The 19,884-nt window shown below is 70.8% G+C and carries 18 protein-coding genes; 3 read left to right on the top strand and 15 right to left on the bottom strand.

All coding sequences use genetic code 11. The annotated features are described in order from the left end of the window. Positions 1-3: 3 nt before the first annotated feature. Positions 4-1,122 (top strand): citrate synthase 2, encoded by a 1,119-nt coding sequence (locus KV100_RS13560; RefSeq protein WP_220343554.1) that lies wholly within the window; start codon positions 4-6, stop codon positions 1,120-1,122. A 98-nt stretch (positions 1,123-1,220) separates the two neighbouring features. Here KV100_RS13560 and meaB read toward each other — a convergent pair whose 3' ends face one another. The 5 genes from meaB to KV100_RS13535 form a co-directional block, all read right to left on the bottom strand. Continuing rightward, the gene (gene meaB, locus KV100_RS13555; RefSeq protein ID WP_220343553.1) at positions 1,221-2,195 is read right to left on the bottom strand and encodes a methylmalonyl Co-A mutase-associated GTPase MeaB; all 975 of its coding nucleotides are present in this window, start codon (positions 2,193-2,195) and stop codon (positions 1,221-1,223) included. Further along, on the bottom strand, positions 2,195-4,378 hold the full coding sequence (scpA, locus tag KV100_RS13550) for a methylmalonyl-CoA mutase (RefSeq protein ID WP_220343552.1): 2,184 nt from the start codon (positions 4,376-4,378) through the stop codon (positions 2,195-2,197). The genes meaB and scpA overlap by 1 nt, the downstream gene beginning before the upstream one ends. Further along, the gene (locus tag KV100_RS13545; RefSeq protein WP_220343551.1) at positions 4,375-6,222 is read right to left on the bottom strand and encodes a methylmalonyl-CoA mutase family protein; all 1,848 of its coding nucleotides are present in this window, start codon (positions 6,220-6,222) and stop codon (positions 4,375-4,377) included. Before KV100_RS13545 ends, scpA begins: the two co-directional genes overlap by 4 nt. Before the next feature lie 85 nt (positions 6,223-6,307). Next, a complete protein-coding gene (locus KV100_RS13540) occupies positions 6,308-7,132 on the bottom strand; it encodes an ABC transporter permease (RefSeq protein WP_220343550.1) in 825 nt (274 codons plus the stop codon). Next, the gene (locus KV100_RS13535; RefSeq protein ID WP_255566141.1) at positions 7,129-8,139 is read right to left on the bottom strand and encodes an ABC transporter ATP-binding protein; all 1,011 of its coding nucleotides are present in this window, start codon (positions 8,137-8,139) and stop codon (positions 7,129-7,131) included. The genes KV100_RS13540 and KV100_RS13535 overlap by 4 nt, the downstream gene beginning before the upstream one ends. 57 nt (positions 8,140-8,196) lie before the next feature. Here KV100_RS13535 and KV100_RS13530 point away from each other — a divergent pair, with 57 nt between their 5' ends. Further along, positions 8,197-9,018: a TetR/AcrR family transcriptional regulator gene (locus tag KV100_RS13530; protein WP_220343549.1), complete on the top strand. Its 822-nt coding sequence runs from the start codon at positions 8,197-8,199 to the stop codon at positions 9,016-9,018. On the opposite strand, the gene KV100_RS13525 is transcribed toward KV100_RS13530, so the two are convergent. Genes KV100_RS13525 through KV100_RS13505 form a run of 5 tightly spaced genes read right to left on the bottom strand, consistent with a single transcriptional unit; the run spans position 9,009 to position 13,450 of the window. Next, positions 9,009-9,881 carry an alpha/beta fold hydrolase gene (locus KV100_RS13525; RefSeq protein ID WP_220343548.1) on the bottom strand — a complete coding sequence of 291 codons (873 nt, stop codon included), beginning with the start codon at positions 9,879-9,881 and terminating at the stop codon, positions 9,009-9,011. The genes KV100_RS13530 and KV100_RS13525 overlap by 10 nt on opposite strands. A 53-nt stretch (positions 9,882-9,934) precedes the next feature. Then, complete coding sequence (locus KV100_RS13520; protein WP_220343547.1) at positions 9,935-10,564, bottom strand: response regulator transcription factor; 630 nt, start codon at positions 10,562-10,564, stop codon at positions 9,935-9,937. Next, entirely contained in the window at positions 10,561-11,703 is a 1,143-nt protein-coding gene (locus tag KV100_RS13515) for a sensor histidine kinase (protein WP_220343546.1), read from the bottom strand. The genes KV100_RS13520 and KV100_RS13515 overlap by 4 nt, the downstream gene beginning before the upstream one ends. Positions 11,704-11,717: 14 nt before the next feature. Beyond that, the gene (locus KV100_RS13510; RefSeq protein ID WP_220343545.1) at positions 11,718-12,497 is read right to left on the bottom strand and encodes an ABC transporter permease; all 780 of its coding nucleotides are present in this window, start codon (positions 12,495-12,497) and stop codon (positions 11,718-11,720) included. After that, the gene (locus tag KV100_RS13505; RefSeq protein ID WP_220343544.1) at positions 12,494-13,450 is read right to left on the bottom strand and encodes an ABC transporter ATP-binding protein; all 957 of its coding nucleotides are present in this window, start codon (positions 13,448-13,450) and stop codon (positions 12,494-12,496) included. The genes KV100_RS13510 and KV100_RS13505 overlap by 4 nt, the downstream gene beginning before the upstream one ends. A 95-nt stretch (positions 13,451-13,545) precedes the next feature. Between KV100_RS13505 and serC the strand changes: the two genes are divergently transcribed. Next, positions 13,546-14,652 carry a phosphoserine transaminase gene (gene serC, locus KV100_RS13500; RefSeq protein WP_220343543.1) on the top strand — a complete coding sequence of 369 codons (1,107 nt, stop codon included), beginning with the start codon at positions 13,546-13,548 and terminating at the stop codon, positions 14,650-14,652. Here serC and KV100_RS13495 read toward each other — a convergent pair. The 5 genes from KV100_RS13495 to KV100_RS13475 form a co-directional block, all read right to left on the bottom strand. Further along, positions 14,649-15,548: an esterase-like activity of phytase family protein gene (locus KV100_RS13495; protein ID WP_220343542.1), complete on the bottom strand. Its 900-nt coding sequence runs from the start codon at positions 15,546-15,548 to the stop codon at positions 14,649-14,651. The genes serC and KV100_RS13495 overlap by 4 nt on opposite strands. Positions 15,549-15,652: 104 nt before the next feature. Then, entirely contained in the window at positions 15,653-16,465 is an 813-nt protein-coding gene (locus KV100_RS13490) for a maleylpyruvate isomerase family mycothiol-dependent enzyme (RefSeq protein WP_220343541.1), read from the bottom strand. A 2-nt stretch (positions 16,466-16,467) separates the two neighbouring features. After that, entirely contained in the window at positions 16,468-17,895 is a 1,428-nt protein-coding gene (locus KV100_RS13485) for an MFS transporter (RefSeq protein ID WP_220343540.1), read from the bottom strand. Continuing rightward, positions 17,892-18,305: a MarR family winged helix-turn-helix transcriptional regulator gene (locus KV100_RS13480; RefSeq protein ID WP_255566140.1), complete on the bottom strand. Its 414-nt coding sequence runs from the start codon at positions 18,303-18,305 to the stop codon at positions 17,892-17,894. The genes KV100_RS13485 and KV100_RS13480 overlap by 4 nt, the downstream gene beginning before the upstream one ends. Before the next feature lie 104 nt (positions 18,306-18,409). Further along, positions 18,410-19,861, bottom strand: coding sequence for an NCS2 family permease (locus tag KV100_RS13475; RefSeq protein WP_220343538.1), 1,452 nt, complete (start codon positions 19,859-19,861; stop codon positions 18,410-18,412). Positions 19,862-19,884 lie beyond the last annotated feature (23 nt).

The following is a 19,884-nucleotide window of genomic DNA, read 5'->3' as shown; positions in this document are numbered from 1 at the left end:
GGCATGACTGACGCATCCGAGACGGTGAAGGTCCACGAGGGCCTCGAAGGCGTCGTCGCCTTCGCCACCGAGATCGCCGAGCCGGACAAGGAAGGCTCCGCGCTGCGCTACCGCGGCGTCGACATCGAGGACCTCGTGGGGCGAGTGCCCTTCGAGAAGATCTGGGGCCTCCTGGTCGACGGCACGTACGAGCCGGGCCTCCCGCCCGCCGAGCCCTTCCCCATCCCTGTGCACTCGGGTGACATCCGGGTGGATGTCCAGAGCGCGATCGCACTGACCGCTCCCGCCTGGGGCCTCCGCCAGCTGTACGACATCGATCCTGAGCAGGCTCGCGACGACCTCGCCCGTACGGCCGTCATGGTGCTGTCGTACGTCGCCCAGGCCGCACGGGGCGTCGGTCAGCCGATGGTCCCGCAGACCGAGATCGACAAGGCGAGCACCATCACCGAGCGGTTCCTCACCCGGTGGCGCGGCGAGGCCAACCCCGCTCACGTCAAGGCCATCGACGCCTACTGGGCCTCCGCCGCCGAGCACGGCATGAACGCCTCCACGTTCACCGCACGCGTGATCGCCTCGACCGGCGCCGACGTCGCTGCCGCGCTGTCGGGTGCCGTCGGCGCGATGTCGGGTCCGCTGCACGGCGGCGCGCCGTCGCGCGTGCTCGGCATGATCGGCGATGTCGAGAAGTCCGGCGACGCGCGGACCTATGTCAAGGGCCTGCTCGACGCCGGCGAACGCCTGATGGGGTTCGGCCACCGCGTCTACCGCGCCGAGGACCCGCGCGCCCGTGTCCTGCGCCGGACCGCGCGCGAGCTCAACGCCCCGCGGTACGCGGTGGCCGAGGCGCTGGAGGACGCCGCGCTCGCCGAGCTGCGCGAGCGCCGCCCGGACCGGGTGCTGGAGACGAACGTCGAGTTCTGGGCAGCGATCGTCCTCGACTTCGCCGAGATCCCGCCGCACATGTTCACGTCGATGTTCACGTGCGCTCGCACGGCCGGATGGAGTGCGCACATCCTCGAGCAGAAGCGCACGGGGCGGCTGATCCGTCCGTCCGCTATCTACACCGGCCCGCCGTCGCGCAAGCCGGAGGACGTCGAGGGCTGGGACCCGGCCTGGGCCTGACCTCCCCCTCGTGCATCCCCGATCCGACGGGTTGCGCACCGGATCGGCACGTGATCTCGGTGCACAACCCGTCGGATCACGGGGCGCAGCGGGAGCGGTCAGGGGCGGTCGTAGGCAGCCAGGATCGCGTCCGCGGCACTCGTCGCGGGCATGTCACCGGAGAGCACCTCGGCACGGACCTCGTCGAGCACCCCGCGTACGGCCTCCGAGCGCCGCAGCCGTTGCTCGAGCTCGTCGCGCACCAGCGCCCACATGAACTCGAGCTGCTGTGCCGCCCGCTTGTCACGCAGCCCGCCGGCACCGAGGAACTCGCGGTGCCTCAGCACCCGCATCCACACCGTGTCCACCTCCGTGCCCTCGAGCCCGGAGCAGGTCAGCACCGGCGGGACCCACCCGGTGGTCCCGGCGTGGACGAGGCGGATCGCCCCGGCGAGGTCGCGGGCAGCGACGCGTGCCTCCGGCTCGCGGTCACCGTCGGCCTTGTTGACCGCGATGACGTCAGCGATCTCGAGGATGCCCTTCTTGATGCCCTGGAGCTGGTCACCGGTCCGCGCGAGCGTGAGGAACAGGAACGTGTCGACCATCCCGGCGACGGTCACCTCCGACTGCCCGACGCCGACCGTCTCCACGAGCACCACGTCGAATCCGGCCGCCTCGAGCACGAGGATCGCCTGGGTCGTCGCGCCCGCGACGCCGCCGAGGGTACCGGCCGACGGCGAGGGGCGGATGTACGCCCGGGGGCTCGCCGCGAGCTCCGGCATCCGCGTCTTGTCGCCGAGGACCGAGCCCCCCGTACGCACCGACGACGGGTCCACCGCGAGGACCCCGACCTTGTGGTCGGTCGCGGTCAGGTGGGTGCCCAGCGCCTCGATGAACGTCGACTTCCCGACCCCCGGGACCCCCGAGATCCCCACACGGACAGCGCCACCCGAGTGCGGGGTGAGCAGCGCAAGCAGCTCCCGTGCCGCCTCTCGGTGGTCGGGTCGACGAGACTCGACGAGGGTGATGGCTCGCGCGACCGCAGCACGCTGCCCGGCGCGTACGCGGTCAGCGAGCTCGACGACGTCGACCATCAGTGCTGCAGCGTCGCCCGGAGCTTGTCCAGCAGCTCGAGCGCCGACTCGGCGATGACCGTGCCCGGCAGGAAGACCGAGGCCGCTCCCATCTGCTTGAGCGTCTCCACGTCGTCCGGCGGGATCACGCCGCCGACGACCACGAGGACGTCGGGGCGGCCCAGCTCGGCCAGCGCGTCACGGAGCGCCGGCACGAGCGTCAGGTGGCCCGCAGCCAGGGACGAGACGCCCACCACGTGGACGTCGGCGTCGACCGCCTGCTGCGCCACCTCCTCCGGCGTGGAGAAGAGCGGGCCCACATCGACGTCGAAGCCCATGTCGGCGAAGGCGGAGACGATGACCTTCTGGCCCCGGTCGTGCCCGTCCTGGCCCATCTTGGCCACCAGGATGCGTGGACGTCGTCCCTCGGCCTCCTCGAAGGCGTCGGTCGCCGCGATCACGCGCTCGACGTTCTCGGCCTTGCCTGCCTCGGATCGGTACACACCAGAGATCGTACGGATGACCGCCTTGTGGCGTCCGTAGACCTTCTCGAGCGCGTCGGAGATCTCGCCCACCGTGGCCTTGGCCCGGGCGGCGTCGACGGCCAGCGCGAGGAGGTTGCCGTCGAGCGAGCCGTCCTTGCTCGCCCCACGTCCCGCCGACTCGGTCAGGGCGTGCAGCGTACGGCGGACCTCGTCGTCGTCACGCTCGGCCCGCAGCCGCTCCAGCTTGGCGACCTGCGCGGCGTAGACCGCGCGGTTGTCGACCTTGAGGACCTCGAAGGGTTCCTCGGTGTCGACGCGGTAGGTGTTGACGCCGATGACGGCCTGGTGCCCGGCGTCGATCCGCGCCTGGGTGCGGGCGGCAGCCTCCTCGACGCGCATCTTGGGGATCCCGGCCTCGATGGCCTTGGCCATGCCGCCGGCCCGCTCGACCTCCTCGATGTGCGACCAGGCACGGCGGGCGAGGTCATGGGTGAGGCGCTCGACGTAGTAGGAGCCGCCCCACGGGTCGATCGTCGCCGTGGTGCCCGACTCCTGCTGGAGCAGGAGCTGGGTGTTGCGGGCGATCCGCGCGGAGAAGTCGGTCGGCAGGGCGATCGCCTCGTCGAGCGCGTTGGTGTGCAGCGACTGCGTGTGCCCCTGGGTCGCCGCCATCGCCTCGATGGCCGTCCGCTGCACGTTGTTGAACACGTCCTGCGCCGTCAGCGACCACCCCGACGTCTGGGAGTGGGTACGCAGCGAGCTCGACTTGGGGTTCTTCGGGTCGAACGGGGCGACGAGCCGTGACCAGAGGGCGCGCGCAGCCCGGAGCTTGGCGACCTCCATGAAGAAGTTCATCCCGATCGCCCAGAAGAACGACAGCCGCGGCGCGAACGCGTCGATGTCGAGCCCGACGTCGAGGCCCGCGCGGATGTACTCGACACCGTCGGCCAGGGTGTAGGCGAGCTCGAGGTCGTTCGTCGCTCCGGCCTCCTGGATGTGGTAGCCGGAGATCGAGATCGAGTTGAACCTCGGCATCCGCTGCGCGGTGTAGGCGAAGATGTCGGAGATGATCCGCATCGACGGCGCCGGCGGATAGATGTAGGTGTTGCGGACCATGAACTCCTTGAGGATGTCGTTCTGGATGGTCCCCATGAGCTGCTCCGGCTTCACCCCCTGCTCCTCCGCCGCCACGATGTAGAGCGCGAGCACCGGGAGCACCGCACCGTTCATGGTCATCGAGACGCTCATCTTGTCCAGCGGGATGCCCTCGAAGAGGGTGCGCGCGTCGTAGATCGAGTCGATCGCGACCCCGGCCATGCCCACGTCGCCCACGACGCGAGGGTTGTCCGAGTCGTAGCCGCGGTGGGTCGCGAGGTCGAAGGCGACCGACAGGCCCTTCTGGCCCGCGGCGAGGTTGCGCCGGTAGAAGGCGTTCGACTCCTCCGCCGTGGAGAACCCCGCGTACTGGCGGATCGTCCACGGCTGGGTGGTGTACATCGTCGGGTACGGACCCCGCAGGAACGGCGCGAGCCCGGGGTACGTGTCGAGCGCGTCCAGACCCTGGAGGTCGGCCCCCGTGTAGAGCGGCGCGATGTCGATGCCCTCGGGCGCAGGCCAGGGCTCGGCACCGTCGGCGGCGCGGTCGTAGGCCGCACGGTCGGCCGCGTACGGCTGGTCCGGGTCGAGCGGCAACCCGGCGAAGGACTCGGGGATGCTCATGCGTCTGCTCCGTTCTCGGCCGCGGGTCCGCCCGCGGCTCGCGCCGCGCCGAGGTGCCCGCGCGTCTCGTGCAAGAAGGCCAGGGCGTCGACGCCGGTCGCCGCCGTGGCGTCGACGGCGACACCGTCGACGGGCTTCCCGGCGAGGATCACCCACTGCGCCCCGGCCGCGCGCAGTGCGGTCACGAGGTCGGCGCCCCACTCGGCGTAGGCACTGTCGGGTCCGGCGAGGCAGACCACCGGAGCTCCGTCGTACGCCGCGAGAACGCCCTCGACGCCGGCCGTCGGGCCGGCGGTCACCGTCTCGATGCCGCCCGCGGCCAGGAGGCTGGCGATGAAGGTGACCCGCGCGGTGTGCGCCGAGATCGGCCCCATGGTGGCGAGGAAGACAGGCGTGGGGACGGGGTTGTCCCGCAGCGCCTCGAAGGCCGCGCCGTAACGCTGGACGGGCTCGGCGCCCTCGGGGTACGGGGTGCGCTCGGGCAGCACCTCGCGCAGGTTCGGGAACTCCGACAGACCGGTGAGCGGGCGCTTGCGCCGGGCGATCTGGCTCTCCCGCTCGCGGGCGACGGCGCGGTGGCGCCCGACGAGCGACCCGTCCTCGATCGCGTCGACGACGCCGCCTGCCTCCTCGATGCGGCCGAGCTCGTCCCAGGCCGCGCGGGCGAGGTCGTCGGTGAGGCGCTCCACGGCGTACGCACCGCCGGCGGGATCGGTGACGGCGCCGACGTGCGACTCGGCGGTCAGCAGCGACGACGTGTTGCGGGCGATCCGACGGCTGAACGCGTCGGGGAGCCCCAGCGGGGCGTCGAACGGCAGCACGGTCACCGACGAGGCGCCACCGACGCCCGCAGCGAACGCGGCGACCGTGGTCCGCAGCATGTTGACCCAGGGGTCGTACTTGCTGAGCATCACCCGGGAGGTGACCACGTGCTGGACCTGGCCGCGTGCCACGTCCGCAGCACCGCAGAGCTCGGCGAGGCGGTTCCAGGTGCCGCGTGCGGCGCGAAGCTTGGCGATGGTCGTGAACTGCTCGTCCGTCGCGGCGAACCGGAACTCGATCATCGCGAGTGCGTCCTCGACCGAGAACCCGGCAGCGGTGAGGAGGCGCAGGTACGCCGCACCGACCGCGAGCGCGTAGCCGACCTCCTGCGCCTCGGACGCTCCACCGTCGTGCGCCGCGGTCGCGTCGACCACGAACGCGGCGATGCCACGCTCGGCCGCCTTGCGGGCGCCCTCGACGACCACGGTCTCGAGCACCATCTCACCGGTGTATCCGCGCAGCGAAGCACCGATCGGGTCGAGCCCGAGGTTGGTGCCGGGGGCCGGTGTGACCCCACGCTCGTCGAGGTAGCGGCAGAACGCGTCGGCGGCGCCCAGGCCGTCGGCCCGTGCCTCGACGACGACGGGCGCGAGATCGACGAACACCCGGTCGAGCACCGTGCCGAGGGCAGCGGGGTCGATCGCCTCGGGGCCGAGTCGCAGCCACACGGAGGTGGCGCCGTTCTCGAGGTCGTCGAGCACCGCCTCGGCGGTGTGCGTCGCGTCCGGGTCCTCGTGCAGCACCCGGATGTCCCACGAGCCGTCGTCACGTCGCGCACGGGTCCCGCGGACGTACGGCGCCTGACCCGGCAGTCCGGGATCCGGGAGGCCGGCGGCGAGCTCCGGCGTACCCAGCGGGGTGACGGCGATGCCGTCGAGCGTGCGGGTCGTCAGTGCCTCCCACACCGCGGCGTCGGGCTGGTCGTCCGACAGCCGTCGGGCCTTGCGGAGCACAGCCGCCGCGGCCTTCTCCCACGCTTCGCGGGAGGAGACCGCGCCGCCGCTCAACGACAACTCGCTCATGCTGCGCATCGTACGGATGACGCCGGTGTTACAGCCACCCGCCGGGCGTTGGTGTGACGCACCGCACCCTCGCGGGGCGGGCGGGTCAGATCGTCCGCTTGACCTTCCAGATGCCGACCCACAGGCCGACCGCGCACGTCGCGAGCGCGGCGAGCAGGCCCCACGCGACGGTCGAGTCCCACATCGTGCCGGCGAAGAGCGCGCGCTCGGCGTCGACGATGTAGGTCAACGGGTTGAACTTCGAGACGACCCGCATCCACTCCGGCCCCGCCTCCAGCGGCAGCATCATGCCCGCCAGGAGCAGCAGCGGAAAGATCAGCGACTGCTGAACGCCCCAGAACACCCACTCCCGATTCTTCGAGGCCAGCCCCAGCGCGTACGACAGGGAGCCCAGCCCGATTCCGAAGATGCCCAGGATGAGCAGCCCGAGCAACACGTGCGCCGGATAGAACGCCAGCCCGAACGGGATCGCCACCACCGTGATCAGCAGCGCCTGCACGACCAGCGGCGCGAACTCCTTGAGGGCGCGCCCGACCAGGATCGACGAGCGGTCGAGCGGTGTCGCGAGGATCCGCTCGTACGCTCCGGTCATCAGCTCGTAGAGCAGGTTGCCGCCGACCATGCCGGTCCCGAAGACCGCGATCATCACGAGCACCCCGGGCAGGAACCACTGCAGCGCCGACTCGCCGTCGATCGCCGCGTCCCCCAGCATCCCGTCGAGCAGCGGACCGAAGAGGCCGAGGAAGACCAGCGGCTGCAGCAGCGAGAAGATCAGCGTGAACGGATCGCGCAGCGTCACGAGGATCTCTCGGACGAAGACCGCGGCGGTGTCGTGGAGCCACTTCGCCGAGCGCGACCGCTCCGGCAACGGGCTCGCGACCTGGACGTGGGTCTGGATCGTGGTGGTCATGCTGCCTCCTCGCGCAGGCTCCGGCCGGTCAGGTTGAGGAAGACGTCGTCGAGCGACGCCTGCTTGACGTCCGCCGACCCCACGGTCACGCCCACCGCCTCGAGCGAGCGCAGGACGGTCGGCACGAGATCCGGCCCGTGGTTGGTCGACAGGACGAGCCGGACGGACCCGTCGTCCTCGTGGTAGTCCTCGACGCGGCTGATCTCGTCGGGGAGCACGGAGCGGGCCTTCTCCACGACGACGGCAGTGGTGTCGGCGCCTGGGACGAGCCCGAGCGTCACGACGTCGTCGGCGAAGTCGCGCTTGAGCGAGGTCGGGGTCGCGTCGGCGATCACCGTGCCGTGGTCGATGAGGACGATGCGCTCGGCCATCGAGTCGGCCTCGTCGAGGTAGTGGGTGGTCAGGAGCATCGTCATGGTGTTCTCGACCCGCAGGCGCATGATGTGCTCCCACAGGTTGGCCCGCGCGTGCGGGTCGAGCCCGGTGGTGGGCTCGTCGAGGAACAGCAGGCCCGGATGGTTCATCAGCCCCATGGCGACGTCGAGCCGTCGGCGCTGGCCCCCAGAGAGCGACAGCACCGTGCGCTTCTCCATCCCCGAGAGCTCGAGCGCCTCGAGCAGCTCGCCGGCCCGCCGCCGGGCCACGTCGGCCGGCACCGAATAGAAGCGCCCCTGGTTCTGGAGCTCGTCACCCACCCGGTACGAGTAGCCGCCGGCGTTGCCCTGACCGATGTAGCCGATGCGGGCTCGTACCTCGGCGGGGTCACGCACCACGTCATAGCCGGCGACGGTCGCAGTGCCGGCTGTCGGTCGGAGCAGCGACGTGAGCATCCGCAGGGTGGTCGACTTGCCTGCGCCGTTGGGACCGAGGAAGGCGACCAGCTCGCCGTCCGCGACGTCGAGGTCGACGTCCTTGACGGCCTCGACGACCTCCTTCTTCCGTGTGAAGGTCTTCGTGAGACCTCGTGCAGAGACCATACTTGTCGTACGGCGTACTGAATCTGTCATGCGAGCAACGGTACGCTGTACGATAAAGTCCGGCAAGGCCTTTTCCAGGAGACTCCGATGACCGACGCAGATCCCCCACGGCACCGCTACGCCGCCCTGTGGGAGTCGCCGGTCGCGTCGACCCGGGGCCGACCGGCGAGGGTGAGCCGCCCCCAGGTCGTGGACGCCGCTGTCGCGATCGCGGACGCCCAGGGCCTGGACGCGGTCTCGATGCGGTCGGTCGCCCGGTCCCTCGGTGTCGGGGCGATGACGCTGTACTCGCACGTGCCCGGTCGCGACGAGCTCCTCGACGCGATGGTCGACCGGGCCTACGCCGACGTCGACCTGCCCGAGCCGGGCCTGCCGTGGCGTCCGGCGCTCGAGCGCTATGCGCGCGGCTACTGGCAGCTCCTGCGCCGGCACCCGTGGCTGCTCGACGTCAACCGGTGGCGTCTCCCCCTGGCACCACACGTCTTCGCGTTCGACGAGGCGGGCTACCAGATCCTCATCGACACCGGGCTCGCAGCCAGCCAGGTGATCGACACGATCGGCATCGTGCACGACACGGTCGTCGGGTCGGCCCGCGCTGCTGCGGCCGAGGACGCCGACCGGCGCAGCCAAGGCACCGACTACGCCGCCTACTGGGCGTCCACGAGCGACTTCTGGGAGGAGACCTTCGACCCGTCCAGGTTCCCGGCGATGACGAGGCTCTGGAGCGTGGGGGCCTTCGAGAACGCCGCCACCCCGTTCGACCCCCACATCAAGGGCCTGCTCGACACGCTCGAGCTGCTCATCGACCGTGCACAGGCCGAGGGCGGCAGCCCGATCCCGTCGTTCGAGGAGTGCATGGCGCGCTACACCGCAGCTCTCGACGAGCAGCGGGAGGCAGGTCAGGCCTGACCGTCGAGCACCTCCCGCAGCGCCTTGGCGAAGTCGTCGGGCTGGCCGGTCATCCCGTACTCACCGCCGAGGAAGCCCGCGTGGTCACCCGGGAACACGGTGACCGAGGTGCCGAGCAGGTCGGCCAGGGCGTACGTCGCGCGCGACGCCAGCTGCTCGGCCGACTCCGCCCCGGCGACCAGGACGATGCGCGACAGGACCTCGCGCAGCGCATCGACGTCGGGAGCGAAGTGCGTGCAGGACACGAGGTTCTGGGCGAGCAGGACGTCGTCGCGCGATCCATCGTCCTCCACCGGCAGCCCGAACGCGGACGGCTCCGGCGCGGGCATCCCGACGAACCCGTCAGGGACCGGCCCCTGGTGCGAGACGAGCATGATGAAGCGCACCATCGCGGGTCCGAGACCGTCCTCCAGGTAGGTCCGTCGGATGCCGGTGGTTGCCGCGAGCGCCTGGTCCCGATCCGGCAGCAGCTGGGCCAAGGGCGGCTCGTGCGCCACCAGGGTCCGGATGAGGTCGGGATGCTCGGCCACGAGCGCGAGGGCGTTGACCGCCCCGCCGCTGGTGGCGAACACGTCGACCGGTCCCCCGCCCGTCGCCTCGATGAGTCGGATGAGGTCGTCGGCGTGCTCCGTGGGGGTCGACTCGCTCGCTCCGTCGGTCCGGACGCTGCGCTCGGCGCCACGGGGGTCGTAGGTGACGACCGTCCGGTCGGAGAAGTGGCCCGCGAGCGTACCGAACCCCGACGCGGCCATCGGGGACCCGATGACGAGCAGCGGCGGAACGGAGGCGGAGGGCTGCGGACGGACGTCGTAGGCGATCTCGGCGCCGGGCACGGTCAGTCGGTGGGTGTGAGGCTCGGTCATAGCGGCTCCTCGATCGGTGCTTTGAGGGGGTTGACCGTGCGCCACCACCGAACTCATCCCTGCTCGCCGAGCAGCCATCCGTTCTCCACCGCGATCCGCACCGCCTCGGCACGCGTCCGCGCCGACGTCTTGCCGATCGCGCTCGACAGATGATTGCGGACGGTCCCCTCGGAGAGGGCGAGCACGCGAGCGATGTCAGCCACGGTGCCACCGTCACGTGCCTCCCGGAGAACGTCCGCCTCCCGCTCGGTGAGCGGCGACTCCCCGGACGCCAACGAGTCGGCCGCGAGCGCCGGGTCGACGACCCGCAGACCGCCGTGCACGCGGCGCACCGCGTCCGCGAGCTGCCGAGCGGGCGTGTCCTTCACGACGAACCCCGACGCGCCGGCGGCGAGGGCCCGGCGCAGATATCCCGGGCGCCCGAACGTGGTCACCATGAGGACGCGGCACCCTGGCACGGCCTGGCGCAGCGCCGCGGCCGCCGCGACTCCGTCCATGCCCGGCATCTCCACGTCGAGCAGCGCGACGTCGACCTGGTGCTGCATCGCCGCCGCCACAACCTGCGTACCGTCGGCGACCTCGGCCACGACCGTGAGGTCCGGCTCGAGGTCGAGCAGTGCGGCGAGCGCCCCGCGGACGAGTGCCTGGTCGTCGGCGAGCAGGACCCTGATGGGCTCGGTCACGAGACCGCCTCCTGCTCCGGCGCCGCAGCAGGGACCACGATCGCGACCGAGGTCCCGGCACCGTGGAGGCCAGGCCCGACGACGAGAGTGGCGCCGGCGTCTTTCGCCCGCTGCCGCAGGCCGTGCAGGCCCATCCCGTCCGTGCGGCCCTCGACCAGCCCGCGTCCGTCGTCGGCGACCGAGACACCCTCGGCTCCGAGGCGTACGACGCACCGCGTCGCAGCGCTGTGGCGGATCACGTTGGTGACGCCTTCTCGGACGGTCCAGGCGAACAGCCCGCGCCAGGCCGTCGGCACGTCGTCGGCCACCGTGGGCAGATCGGCTTCGATCCCTGCCGACACCAGCGCCGACCGTGCGGCAGCGATCTCGGCAGGAAGCGAGGCACCCCGGACATCTCGGACCGTCGAACGCACGTCGGAGAGAGCGTCACGCGTGAGGCTGCGGACGTCGGCCAGCTCGGCGCGTGCGCGTTCCGGATCCAGGTCGAGCATCCGTTCCGCGAGCTCTGCCTTCACGGCGATGACGGTGAGCGAATGGCCGAGGATGTCGTGAAGATCGCGCGCGATCCGTGAGCGCTCTTCTTGCAGCCGCGCATCGCTGAGCTCACGCTCGGTGGCCAGGAGGGCCCGCTGCCGACCGACCGCCGCACGGAGGAAGAAGACCGCCACCGACGCGAGGATCAGCGCAAAGCCGTTGCCTCGGTCGGACCAGCCCGGCACGACACGCGCCGAGACCTCGACGATCGCGAGCAGGACGGCGACCCATCCCCACGCCCAGCGCGGCGACAGGGTGCTCATCGCCGCGGCCGCCACGAACACGAGCGCGGTCAAGGCGCGGTCACCCGCACCGGGCACCATCAACGCCGTGCACAGGAGAAGCGTCGCGAGCCAGGGCCAGAGCTCCCAGCGGGGCCCACGCGTCTCGAGGTCGACGAACCGTCGGTTGCGTCCGACGACGCCGAGGTAGGCGGCGACGAACGCCGCCACGGCCGCCAGGCCGAGGAGGCGCTCCCAGCCGTCGGCCCTCAGGAGGGCGGCGACCGGGGACCAGAGGTAGACCAGCCACACCCCGGCGGCGGCGTGCCGCCACCTCGGCGGCCCCTGGACCGGGTCACCTTGCAGGGCCTGTGGTCGCGTCACACCGCCCAGCGTATTCACACCCGGGCCGTGTCCTTCCGGAATCGCCACACCGCGCCGCCGACGAACACCGACGTCCAGGCCACCACGTTGAGCGCCGCAGGCCAGAGAGAGCCGCTGTCACCGAGCGGCGCCCGGACGATCTCTGCCGCCCCGTAGACCGGAGTGACTCTCGCAACGGTTGCGAACAGGTCGCCGAGCTGGTCGGCGGGGACGAACAGGCCACCGGCGAACGCGAGGAGCGCCAGCACGGGACCCACGATCTGCATCACGTTCTCGGTCGGCAGGAGGTAGCCCACGAACAGCCCGAACGCGGCGAACACCAGCGAGCACAACCAGGCCAGCGCCGCGCAGGCGAGCGTGCGGTCCCACGGCAGCGTCGCCCCCGCCAGCCGCCCGACGACGTTGACCACCACGACAGACACACCGCCGAGGACCATGGCCACGCAGACCTTGACCGCGACGTACGCCAGCGGGTTGAGCGGCGTCACCCGCAGCTGTCGGCTCCAACCGAGGGCACGCTCGGTCGCGACCACCGCTCCGGTGCTGGTCGTCGCGACCATCGCGCCGTACAGCGCGAGGCTCACCATCACGTACGCGGTCACGTTGCCCGCCCCCGCCGTCTCCTCCCGGTAGCTGCTGCTGGTGCCGAAGAGGAGGAAGAACACGGCCGGCAGGACGAGGGTGAAGGTCACGGTCCGCTTGTTGCGCAGCAGCCTCCGCAGCTCGAGGCGGACGAAGGTGACAGAGAACCCACCCAGGGGAGGGACACGTCGTTCGAGCGAGGTGGCGGTCATGCGAAGGCTCCTTCGGTCGCCGGGGTCGAGGTCTGACCCTGGTCGGAGGTGAGGGCGAGGAACGCGTCCTCGAGGTTGTGGGAGGTGATCTCCACGTCCCGTGCCGCTGTGCTGGTGAGCAGATAGCGGGCGACCGCGTCGCTGTCCGCCGCGCGGACCGACACGGCGTCGCCGCGGACGTCGATGGACTCGACGCCGGGGATCTGCGCCAGCACCGCGGGGTCGACAGCGGGCAGCGTCGCCCGGACCAGACGGCCCGAGGCGAGTGCCTTGATCTCGGACGGAGTGCCGTCGGCGACGATCCGCCCGCGCCGCACCAGCACGATCCGATCGGCGTACGCGTCGGCCTCCTCGAGGTAGTGGGTCGCGAAGATGGTCGTCCGCCCCCGGACCGCGTCGGCGCGGATCGCGTCCCAGAAGTCCCGGCGCCCTTCGACGTCCATCCCGGCCGTCGGCTCGTCGAGGACGAGCAGGTCGGGGTCGGGCAGGAGCGCCAGCGCGAAGCGGAGCCGCTGCTGCTGCCCTCCCGAGCACCGCCCGACCAGGCGACCGGTGACGTCGGCTATCCCGGCGCGCTCGACGACCTCGCCGACCGGTCGGGAGCCCGGGTGAAGGCTCGCGACGAGCTCGACGGTCTCACCGACGGTGAAGTCCTTCAGCAGACCACCGGTCTGCATCACCGCGGACACGGCGCCTCGCGCGACAGCGGCCCTCGGGGTCGCCCCGTGCACCCGCACGGTGCCCGCGTCCGGGTCGGACAGGCCGAGCATCATGTCGACGGTGGTCGTCTTGCCGGCTCCGTTGGGGCCGAGGAACGCCACCACCTCGCCTGGGCGTACGACGAGGGAGAGGTGGTCCACGGCGGCGACGTCCCCGCCAGGGGCGCGGAACGTCTTGACGACGTCGTCCAGGAGCACCGCAGGGGTGCTGTCGGGATCTTGGGTCTTGGTCATGTCGTCGATCGTCGTCCGGGACGGCCACGTACCCGTACGCCGAACGTCACGACCTTGCCCTGACATCTGTCACGTGCACCCGGGAGAATGAGCACGTGCAGATCCCGAAGAAGCTCCGCCCCTCCGACGGCCGATTCGGCTCCGGTCCCTCCAAGGTTCCTCACGAGGCCATGCAGGCACTCGCCTCCTCCCCGGTGATCGGGACGTCGCACCGGCAGGCGCCGGTCCGCGAGCTGGTCGGGTCTGTCCGCGCCCAGATGCGGGCGCTTTTCTCGCTGCCCGACGACTACGAGGTCGTGCTCGGCATCGGCGGCTCTACGGCGTTCTTCGACGCCGCGACGTTCGGCCTCGTGCGTGAGCGCAGCCAGCACCTGTCGTTCGGCGAGTTCGGTGCGAAGTTCGCGACCGCGACGACCCGCGCGCCTTTCCTCGGCTCCCCGACGGTGATCGAGAGCGAGCCCGGCTCGCACCCCGTCCCGTCCGCCGAGAGCGGCGTGGACGTCTATGCGTGGGCGCACAACGAGACGTCGACCGGTGTCACCGCGCCCGTACGGCGTGTCGAGGGCGCCGACAGCGACGCGCTGGTGGTGATCGACGGGACCTCGGCGGCCGGAGCGCTGCCGCTCGACGTCACCCAGAGCGACGTCTACTTCTTCGCCCCGCAGAAGGCGCTCGCCTCCGACGCCGGGCTGTGGTTCGCACTGATGTCACCCGCAGCCCTCGCGAGGGTCGAGGAGATCGCTGGCTCCGGCCGTTGGATCCCCGCCTTCCTCGACCTCTCCAAGGCGGTGGAGAGCTCGCGCAAGGACCAGACCTACAACACCCCGCCGCTCGCATCGCTGTTCTGGACCGACCACCAGCTGAGCTGGATCCTCGCCAACGGAGGGCTTCCCTGGTCGGTGGCTCGTTGCGAGGACTCCTCGTCGCGGCTGTACGGGTGGGCCGAGCAGTCGTCGTACGCGACGCCGTTCGTCTCCGATCCCGGCAAGCAGTCCGCGACGGTCGTCACGATCGACCTCGAGGGCGTGGACGCCGCTGCGGTCTGCGCGGCGCTGCGCGACAACGACATCGTCGACGTCGAGGGCTATCGCGGCCTCGGGCGCAACCAGCTCCGGATCGCGACGTTTCCTGCGATCGAGCCCGACGACATCTCGCTGCTCACCCAGAGCATCGACTACGTGGTCGAGAACCTCGACGACTAGTCGAGGTCGAAGACCCCGCTCGCCGGCGCGAGCATCGCCGCGCGCTGGTCCTCGGGGAGGGTGATCCGCGTGATCGGCGACGGCAGGCCTTCGCTGCCGACGATGACGGACGTGCCGTCGGGCGCTGCGGCCAGCGACTCGCTCTGACGGGTCTCGGGGATGGCTGCCGACCACGTCTGCTTCCACGTCCGGGCGTCGAGGACGTGCACGCCCGTGTAGGTCCTCAGGATGACCCGGGCACCGTCGGGAAGGTAGTCGCCGTCGGTGACCATGGCTGGGATCTCGGCCTCGGCGACCGGCTCGGCCTCGTTGACACCGGTCGTGCGCAGGGTGCTGGGAAGGCGGTAGACCTGGCCCCCGAGGAGGCCCTTGGACACGATGTACATGCCGTCGCCGGTGGGGTCGGAGAGCAGCGCCTCGGCGTCGGTGTTGCCGTCGGCGTAGCGGACGCGGTAGCGGGTCGGCTTGGTCTGCTTGGTGCCGATGACCGGCTCGTCCAGCGCGTAGAGCGACACGGTCGAGCGGACAGCGTCGTTGTCACCGATGTCGGCCACCCACAACGTGCCGTCACGGTCGATGGTGAGCGCCTCCGGGTCCACGAGCCGGTGTCCGACCAGGCGGGTGGCGCCGACCACCTCGCCGGTCGAGACCTCGATTGCGAAGACCGTCGGCTCGTGGCCCGAGTCGTTGATCGTGTAGGCGAGGGCGGGGTCGCGCTTGCTGAAGACCAACGCGCTCGACTCCGGGATGCGTGCATCGGTGACCGTGCTGAGCCGGTCGACCACGGGATCGCCCTCCGCGGCGCGTGCCTCTCGCGCGAGCGCCGTGACGACCACGATGACGAGCAGGATCACGAGAAGGCCGGGGATGAGGGCCCTGCGGTGTCGCGGATTCATGGACTCCGGGTCACTCCTGCTCGTTGTCGGCGCTGCCCCCGACGGACGAGATTAGCCCCTCGTCCCGTCCGGCGTACAGGCGCGCCGCCTGCACCGGTGGAGAACTAGTCGCCCGACTCCGCAAAACGGCCTGCCAGCTCGTCGAGCAGCTCCTTGCGGCCGTCGAGGGCGAGCGCGGACGCGGTGCCTCGACCCCACAGCCAGAGGTAGAGGTCGTGCGGGCTCCCCTCGATCGTGAGGTCGGCCTCCCCCTCGTCCCCCTGGACCACGACGACCTGCCTCGCCGACAGGTCGAGCGTCCATGCCCTCCCGCCGGAACGGATCCGTACGACGGCGTCGACCGGGTAGGGGGTCTCGTCCCCACCGTCCCACCACGGGCCTCCGACGATGATGGTGAGGAACTCGTCGATGCCGTCGAGCGCCACCTCGTCCTCGATGGGCGTGACCTGCGCCCCGGCCGCCTGCTCGGCGTCGACCCGGTGCACCGTGCCCTCGAGCGCCATCCGGCGGAACCAGAAGCCGTTGGACTGGTCGGAAGGGTTCCAGGTGTAGCGGACCTGACGAGGCCCTCGCTGCTGGAGCTCGGCGAGCAGGGTCGCCGACTCCTCGGCCAGCAGGCGGCGGACGTCGGAGGTGTCTCTGTCGTCGACAGGCCACGGGGGCTCGCTCGCACTGCGGATCGACTCGACCTTGTGCCGGAAGACGAGGGCCACGTGCTCGAGCAGGTCACGCACCGTCCAGCCGGGACAGTTGGGGACCGCCGCGTCGAGGTCGGCAGCGGCCTCGAGCATGCGGTCCACCTCGGTACGGATCACCGTGAGATAGAGATCCCACGGGAGCCGGTTCTCGACGTCTGTCGACACCATGCCCTCCAGGGTGCCACGCGCACCGAGCGGCACCAGGGTTTCGTGCGCCATGGTCATGCGTCGGACCGCGCGCGGGAACGCTGCTCGAGCGGCCGCTCGACCGGCCGGGACGACTCGGACGGCTCGGGGGCGGACTCCCCCGCGTCGAGCCGGTCGGTCTGGTCCAGCGCCCCAGCAGCGTCGGCTCTCCGGTCCGCGGCGGCCGCAGCGCGGGGGTCGCGCGGGACCACCCTGATCCGCGGACGCTGTCGAAGGTCGACCTGCAGGTGCATGCCCGCCCGCAGGAGGTAGAACGCCGTGGCGGACAGGATCCCGACCGCGGCGACGAGGCCGCCGAGGATCAGCGTCCAACGGGCCCCGAAGGTGTCACCGATCCATCCGATCACGGGTGCTCCGAACGGAGTGCCGCCCATGAACACCATCAGGTAGAGAGCCGCCACCCGCCCACGCATCTGGGGCGTCACGGTGAGCTGGATGTAGGCGTTGGCGGCCGTCACCATCGTCAGGGCGCTCAACCCGAGCAGCGGGAGGATGACGGCGAAGGCGAGATAGGTCGGCATCAGGCCGGCCGCGATCTCGACCACCACGAAGGAGAGGGCCGCACCGACGACCAGGCGCCGGGTCGGCAGCTCCCGGCGGGCAGCGACGAGCGCCCCGGCGAGGGAGCCGATCGCCATGATCGACCCGAGGATCCCATACTCGGTGGCGCCCTTGTCGAACACCTCGGTCGCCATCAGCGCCGACGTCATCTGGAAGTTCATCCCGAACGTGCCGACGAAGAAGACCGTCGTCAGGATGAGGACGAGGTCAGGGCGGGAGCGTACGTAGCCGACTCCTGCGCGGACCGCTCCCCTCCCGCGCGGTGAGGGTGTGGCTGGCCGCAGGTCGTGGACGCGCAGGGCCGCCAGGGAGAGGAAGACCGCGGCATAGCTCACGGCGTTCAGGAGGATGACCCATCCGGTGGCCACGACGCCCGAGCCGAGCGCGGCGATCATCACGCCGGCCACCGCCGGGCCGATCATCCGCCCCGAGTTGAACGAGGCGCTGTTGAGACCGACGGCGTTGGCGAGGTCGTCCCTGCCGACCATCTCCACGACGAACGACTGACGCGCGGGTGCGTCGAAGGCCGTCCCGACGCCGAAGAGGAACGCGAGGACGTAGACGTGCCATGCCTCGGCGACGCCGGTGATGGCAAGCACACCCAGGACGGCTGCGGGCACGGCCATCGCGATCTGCGTGACCATGAGGACGCGACGCTTGGGGAAGCGGTCGGCGACGACTCCCGCGACCGGGGAGAAGAGGAGTGCGGGGAGCAGCTGAAGACCGGTCGTGATGCCCAGGGCCGTACCGCTCCCGGTGAGCGCGAGCACGAGCCAGTCCTGGGCGACGCGCTGCATCCACGTCCCGATGTTGGAGACGAGCCCTCCGGTGGCGTAGACCCGGTAGTTACGGACGGACAGCGAGCGGAAGGTGGGGCTCACTCACTCACCACCAGCTTCTCGAGAAGCGCGGTGGCGTCACGGAGCAGCGCGCGCTCCTCGGTGGGCAGGGCGGCGAGACGGGACGCGAGCCAGGAGTCGCGGCGGGCACGCTCGGTGTCCACGACGGCGGCGCCCTCGTCGCTGATCGTGACGACGACCTGGCGGCGGTCGGACGGGTTGGAGGCTCGGGCGACCAGGCCCTTGTCGAACAGGCAGTTGAGCGTACGGGTGACCGAGGGCGGCTGGACGCGCTCGAGCGCGGCGATGGCTCCTGGTGTCAACGGCCCGTGGTTGCGCAGCACCCCGAGCACGCTCATCTGGTTGGGCGTCAGGTCGGAGTGGCGCTCCTGCCGGAGCCGACGGTTGAGACGAGCCACCGACGTCGCGAGCTTCTGGGCATCAGTGGGCATACGACCACGATAGGTCGTTGTCATTGTTAATTAAAGCCGTTAAGGATGTCGTGCGTCACCCCGGGCGGCGTGCGCGCCACGGCCACCGCCCGGGATGGTCGAGATCAACTGATCCAACGCGTGATCGGGTCGATCGCGAAGTAGATCACGAACAACGCCGCCACGATCCACATCAGCACGTGGACCTCACGAGCCTTGCCGCGCACCGCCTTGATGAGCACGAACGTCACGAAGCCGGCACCGATGCCGGCGCTGATCGAGTAGGTGAACGGCATGAGGGCGATGGTGAGGAACGCGGGGATCGCGAGCTCGATGTCGTCCCACGGGATGTCGACGACCTGCTGCATCATCAGGAAGCCGACGAGCACGAGCGCCGGGACGGCGGCCTCGTTGGGGATGTGCACGACGATCGGCGAGAGGACCGTCGCCAGCAGGAACAGAAGGCCGGTGACGATGCCTGCCAGCCCCGTGCGCGCACCGTCTCCGACGCCGGAGGCCGACTCGACGTATGCGGTGTTGCTCGACACGCTGGCCGCGCCGCCGGCGACAGCGCCGAGAGAGTCGACGATGAGGATCCGCTGAGCACCTTCCGGCGTGCCGTCCTCGTCGTTGAGTCCGGCCTCGGCGCCGATCGCGGTCATCGTGCCCATCGTGTCGAAGAAGTCGGCGAGGAGGAGCGTGAAGACGAGCAGGATGGTCGTCACGAACCCGACCTGCTCGAACGACCCCAGGAGGGAGAACTCGCCCAGCAGGGAGAAGTCGGGCACGTCCACGAAGGCGTCGGGGACGGTCGGGACGTTGAGGTTCCAGCCCTTCGACTGCGGGTCGCCCCCCGAGGCGCCGGAGTCGGTGATCGCCTCGACGACGACAGCGATGACGGTGGTCGCCAGGATGCCCAGCAGGATCGCGCCGTGCACACCGCGGGCGTACAGGGCCAGCATGATCAGCAACCCGACGCAGAAGACGAGGACCGGCCATCCGGAGAGCGTGCCCCCGATGCCGAGGCCGATCGGCGGGGAGGCGTTGCCCGTCGTCCGTACGACTCCGGCGTTGACGAGCCCGACCAGGGCGATGAACAGGCCGATGCCCACCGAGATCGCGGTCTTGATCGGCAGCGGGACGGCGTCGAAGACCGCCTTGCGGAAACCGGTGAGGACCAGCACGAGGATGATGAGGCCCTCGAGCACCACGAGCCCCATGGCGTCGGCCCACGTCATCCGGTTGGCGATCGAGTACGCGACGAAGGCGTTGAGACCGAGTCCGGCCGCCATGGCGAGCGGGAAGTTGGCGACGGCGCCCATCAGGATGCTCATGACGCCCGCGACCAGCGCGGTACCGGCCGCTACGAGCGCGAAGGCCTCCGCCTGCGACCCGCCGCCCAGGTAGTTACCGTCCACGTCCTGCACACCGGCGATGATGATCGGGTTCAGCACGATGATGTAGGCCATCGTGAAGAACGTGACGACACCGCCGCGGATCTCGCGGGTGACGCTCGAACCTCGTTCTGAGATCTTGAAGAACCGGTCGAGAGACCCGGTCTCGGTCTGGGTGGACATGACGCTCCTGACAGGACGAATGA

This window comes from Mumia sp. zg.B21 (assembly GCF_019550855.1).
In the GTDB taxonomy this organism is placed as follows: Bacteria; Actinomycetota; Actinomycetes; order Propionibacteriales; family Nocardioidaceae; genus Mumia.
Note: the sequence above shows the minus strand (reverse complement) of the source record. Positions and strands in the feature narration are given on the sequence as shown.

Excerpts from the sequence above, each read along its gene's own strand:
- KV100_RS13560 (WP_220343554.1), top strand. The coding sequence starts at position 4 with ATGACTGACGCATCCGAGACGGTGAAGGTCCACGAGGGCCTCGAAGGC.
- meaB (WP_220343553.1), bottom strand. The coding sequence starts at position 2,195 with ATGGTCGACGTCGTCGAGCTCGCTGACCGCGTACGCGCCGGGCAGCGT.
- scpA (WP_220343552.1), bottom strand. The coding sequence starts at position 4,378 with ATGAGCATCCCCGAGTCCTTCGCCGGGTTGCCGCTCGACCCGGACCAG.
- KV100_RS13545 (WP_220343551.1), bottom strand. The coding sequence starts at position 6,222 with ATGAGCGAGTTGTCGTTGAGCGGCGGCGCGGTCTCCTCCCGCGAAGCG.
- KV100_RS13540 (WP_220343550.1), bottom strand. The coding sequence starts at position 7,132 with ATGACCACCACGATCCAGACCCACGTCCAGGTCGCGAGCCCGTTGCCG.
- KV100_RS13535 (WP_255566141.1), bottom strand. The coding sequence starts at position 8,139 with ATGACAGATTCAGTACGCCGTACGACAAGTATGGTCTCTGCACGAGGT.
- KV100_RS13530 (WP_220343549.1), top strand. The coding sequence starts at position 8,197 with ATGACCGACGCAGATCCCCCACGGCACCGCTACGCCGCCCTGTGGGAG.
- KV100_RS13525 (WP_220343548.1), bottom strand. The coding sequence starts at position 9,881 with ATGACCGAGCCTCACACCCACCGACTGACCGTGCCCGGCGCCGAGATC.
- KV100_RS13510 (WP_220343545.1), bottom strand. The coding sequence starts at position 12,497 with ATGACCGCCACCTCGCTCGAACGACGTGTCCCTCCCCTGGGTGGGTTC.
- KV100_RS13505 (WP_220343544.1), bottom strand. The coding sequence starts at position 13,450 with ATGACCAAGACCCAAGATCCCGACAGCACCCCTGCGGTGCTCCTGGAC.
- KV100_RS13495 (WP_220343542.1), bottom strand. The coding sequence starts at position 15,548 with ATGAATCCGCGACACCGCAGGGCCCTCATCCCCGGCCTTCTCGTGATC.
- KV100_RS13490 (WP_220343541.1), bottom strand. The coding sequence starts at position 16,465 with ATGGCGCACGAAACCCTGGTGCCGCTCGGTGCGCGTGGCACCCTGGAG.
- KV100_RS13480 (WP_255566140.1), bottom strand. The coding sequence starts at position 18,305 with ATGCCCACTGATGCCCAGAAGCTCGCGACGTCGGTGGCTCGTCTCAAC.
- KV100_RS13475 (WP_220343538.1), bottom strand. The coding sequence starts at position 19,861 with ATGTCCACCCAGACCGAGACCGGGTCTCTCGACCGGTTCTTCAAGATC.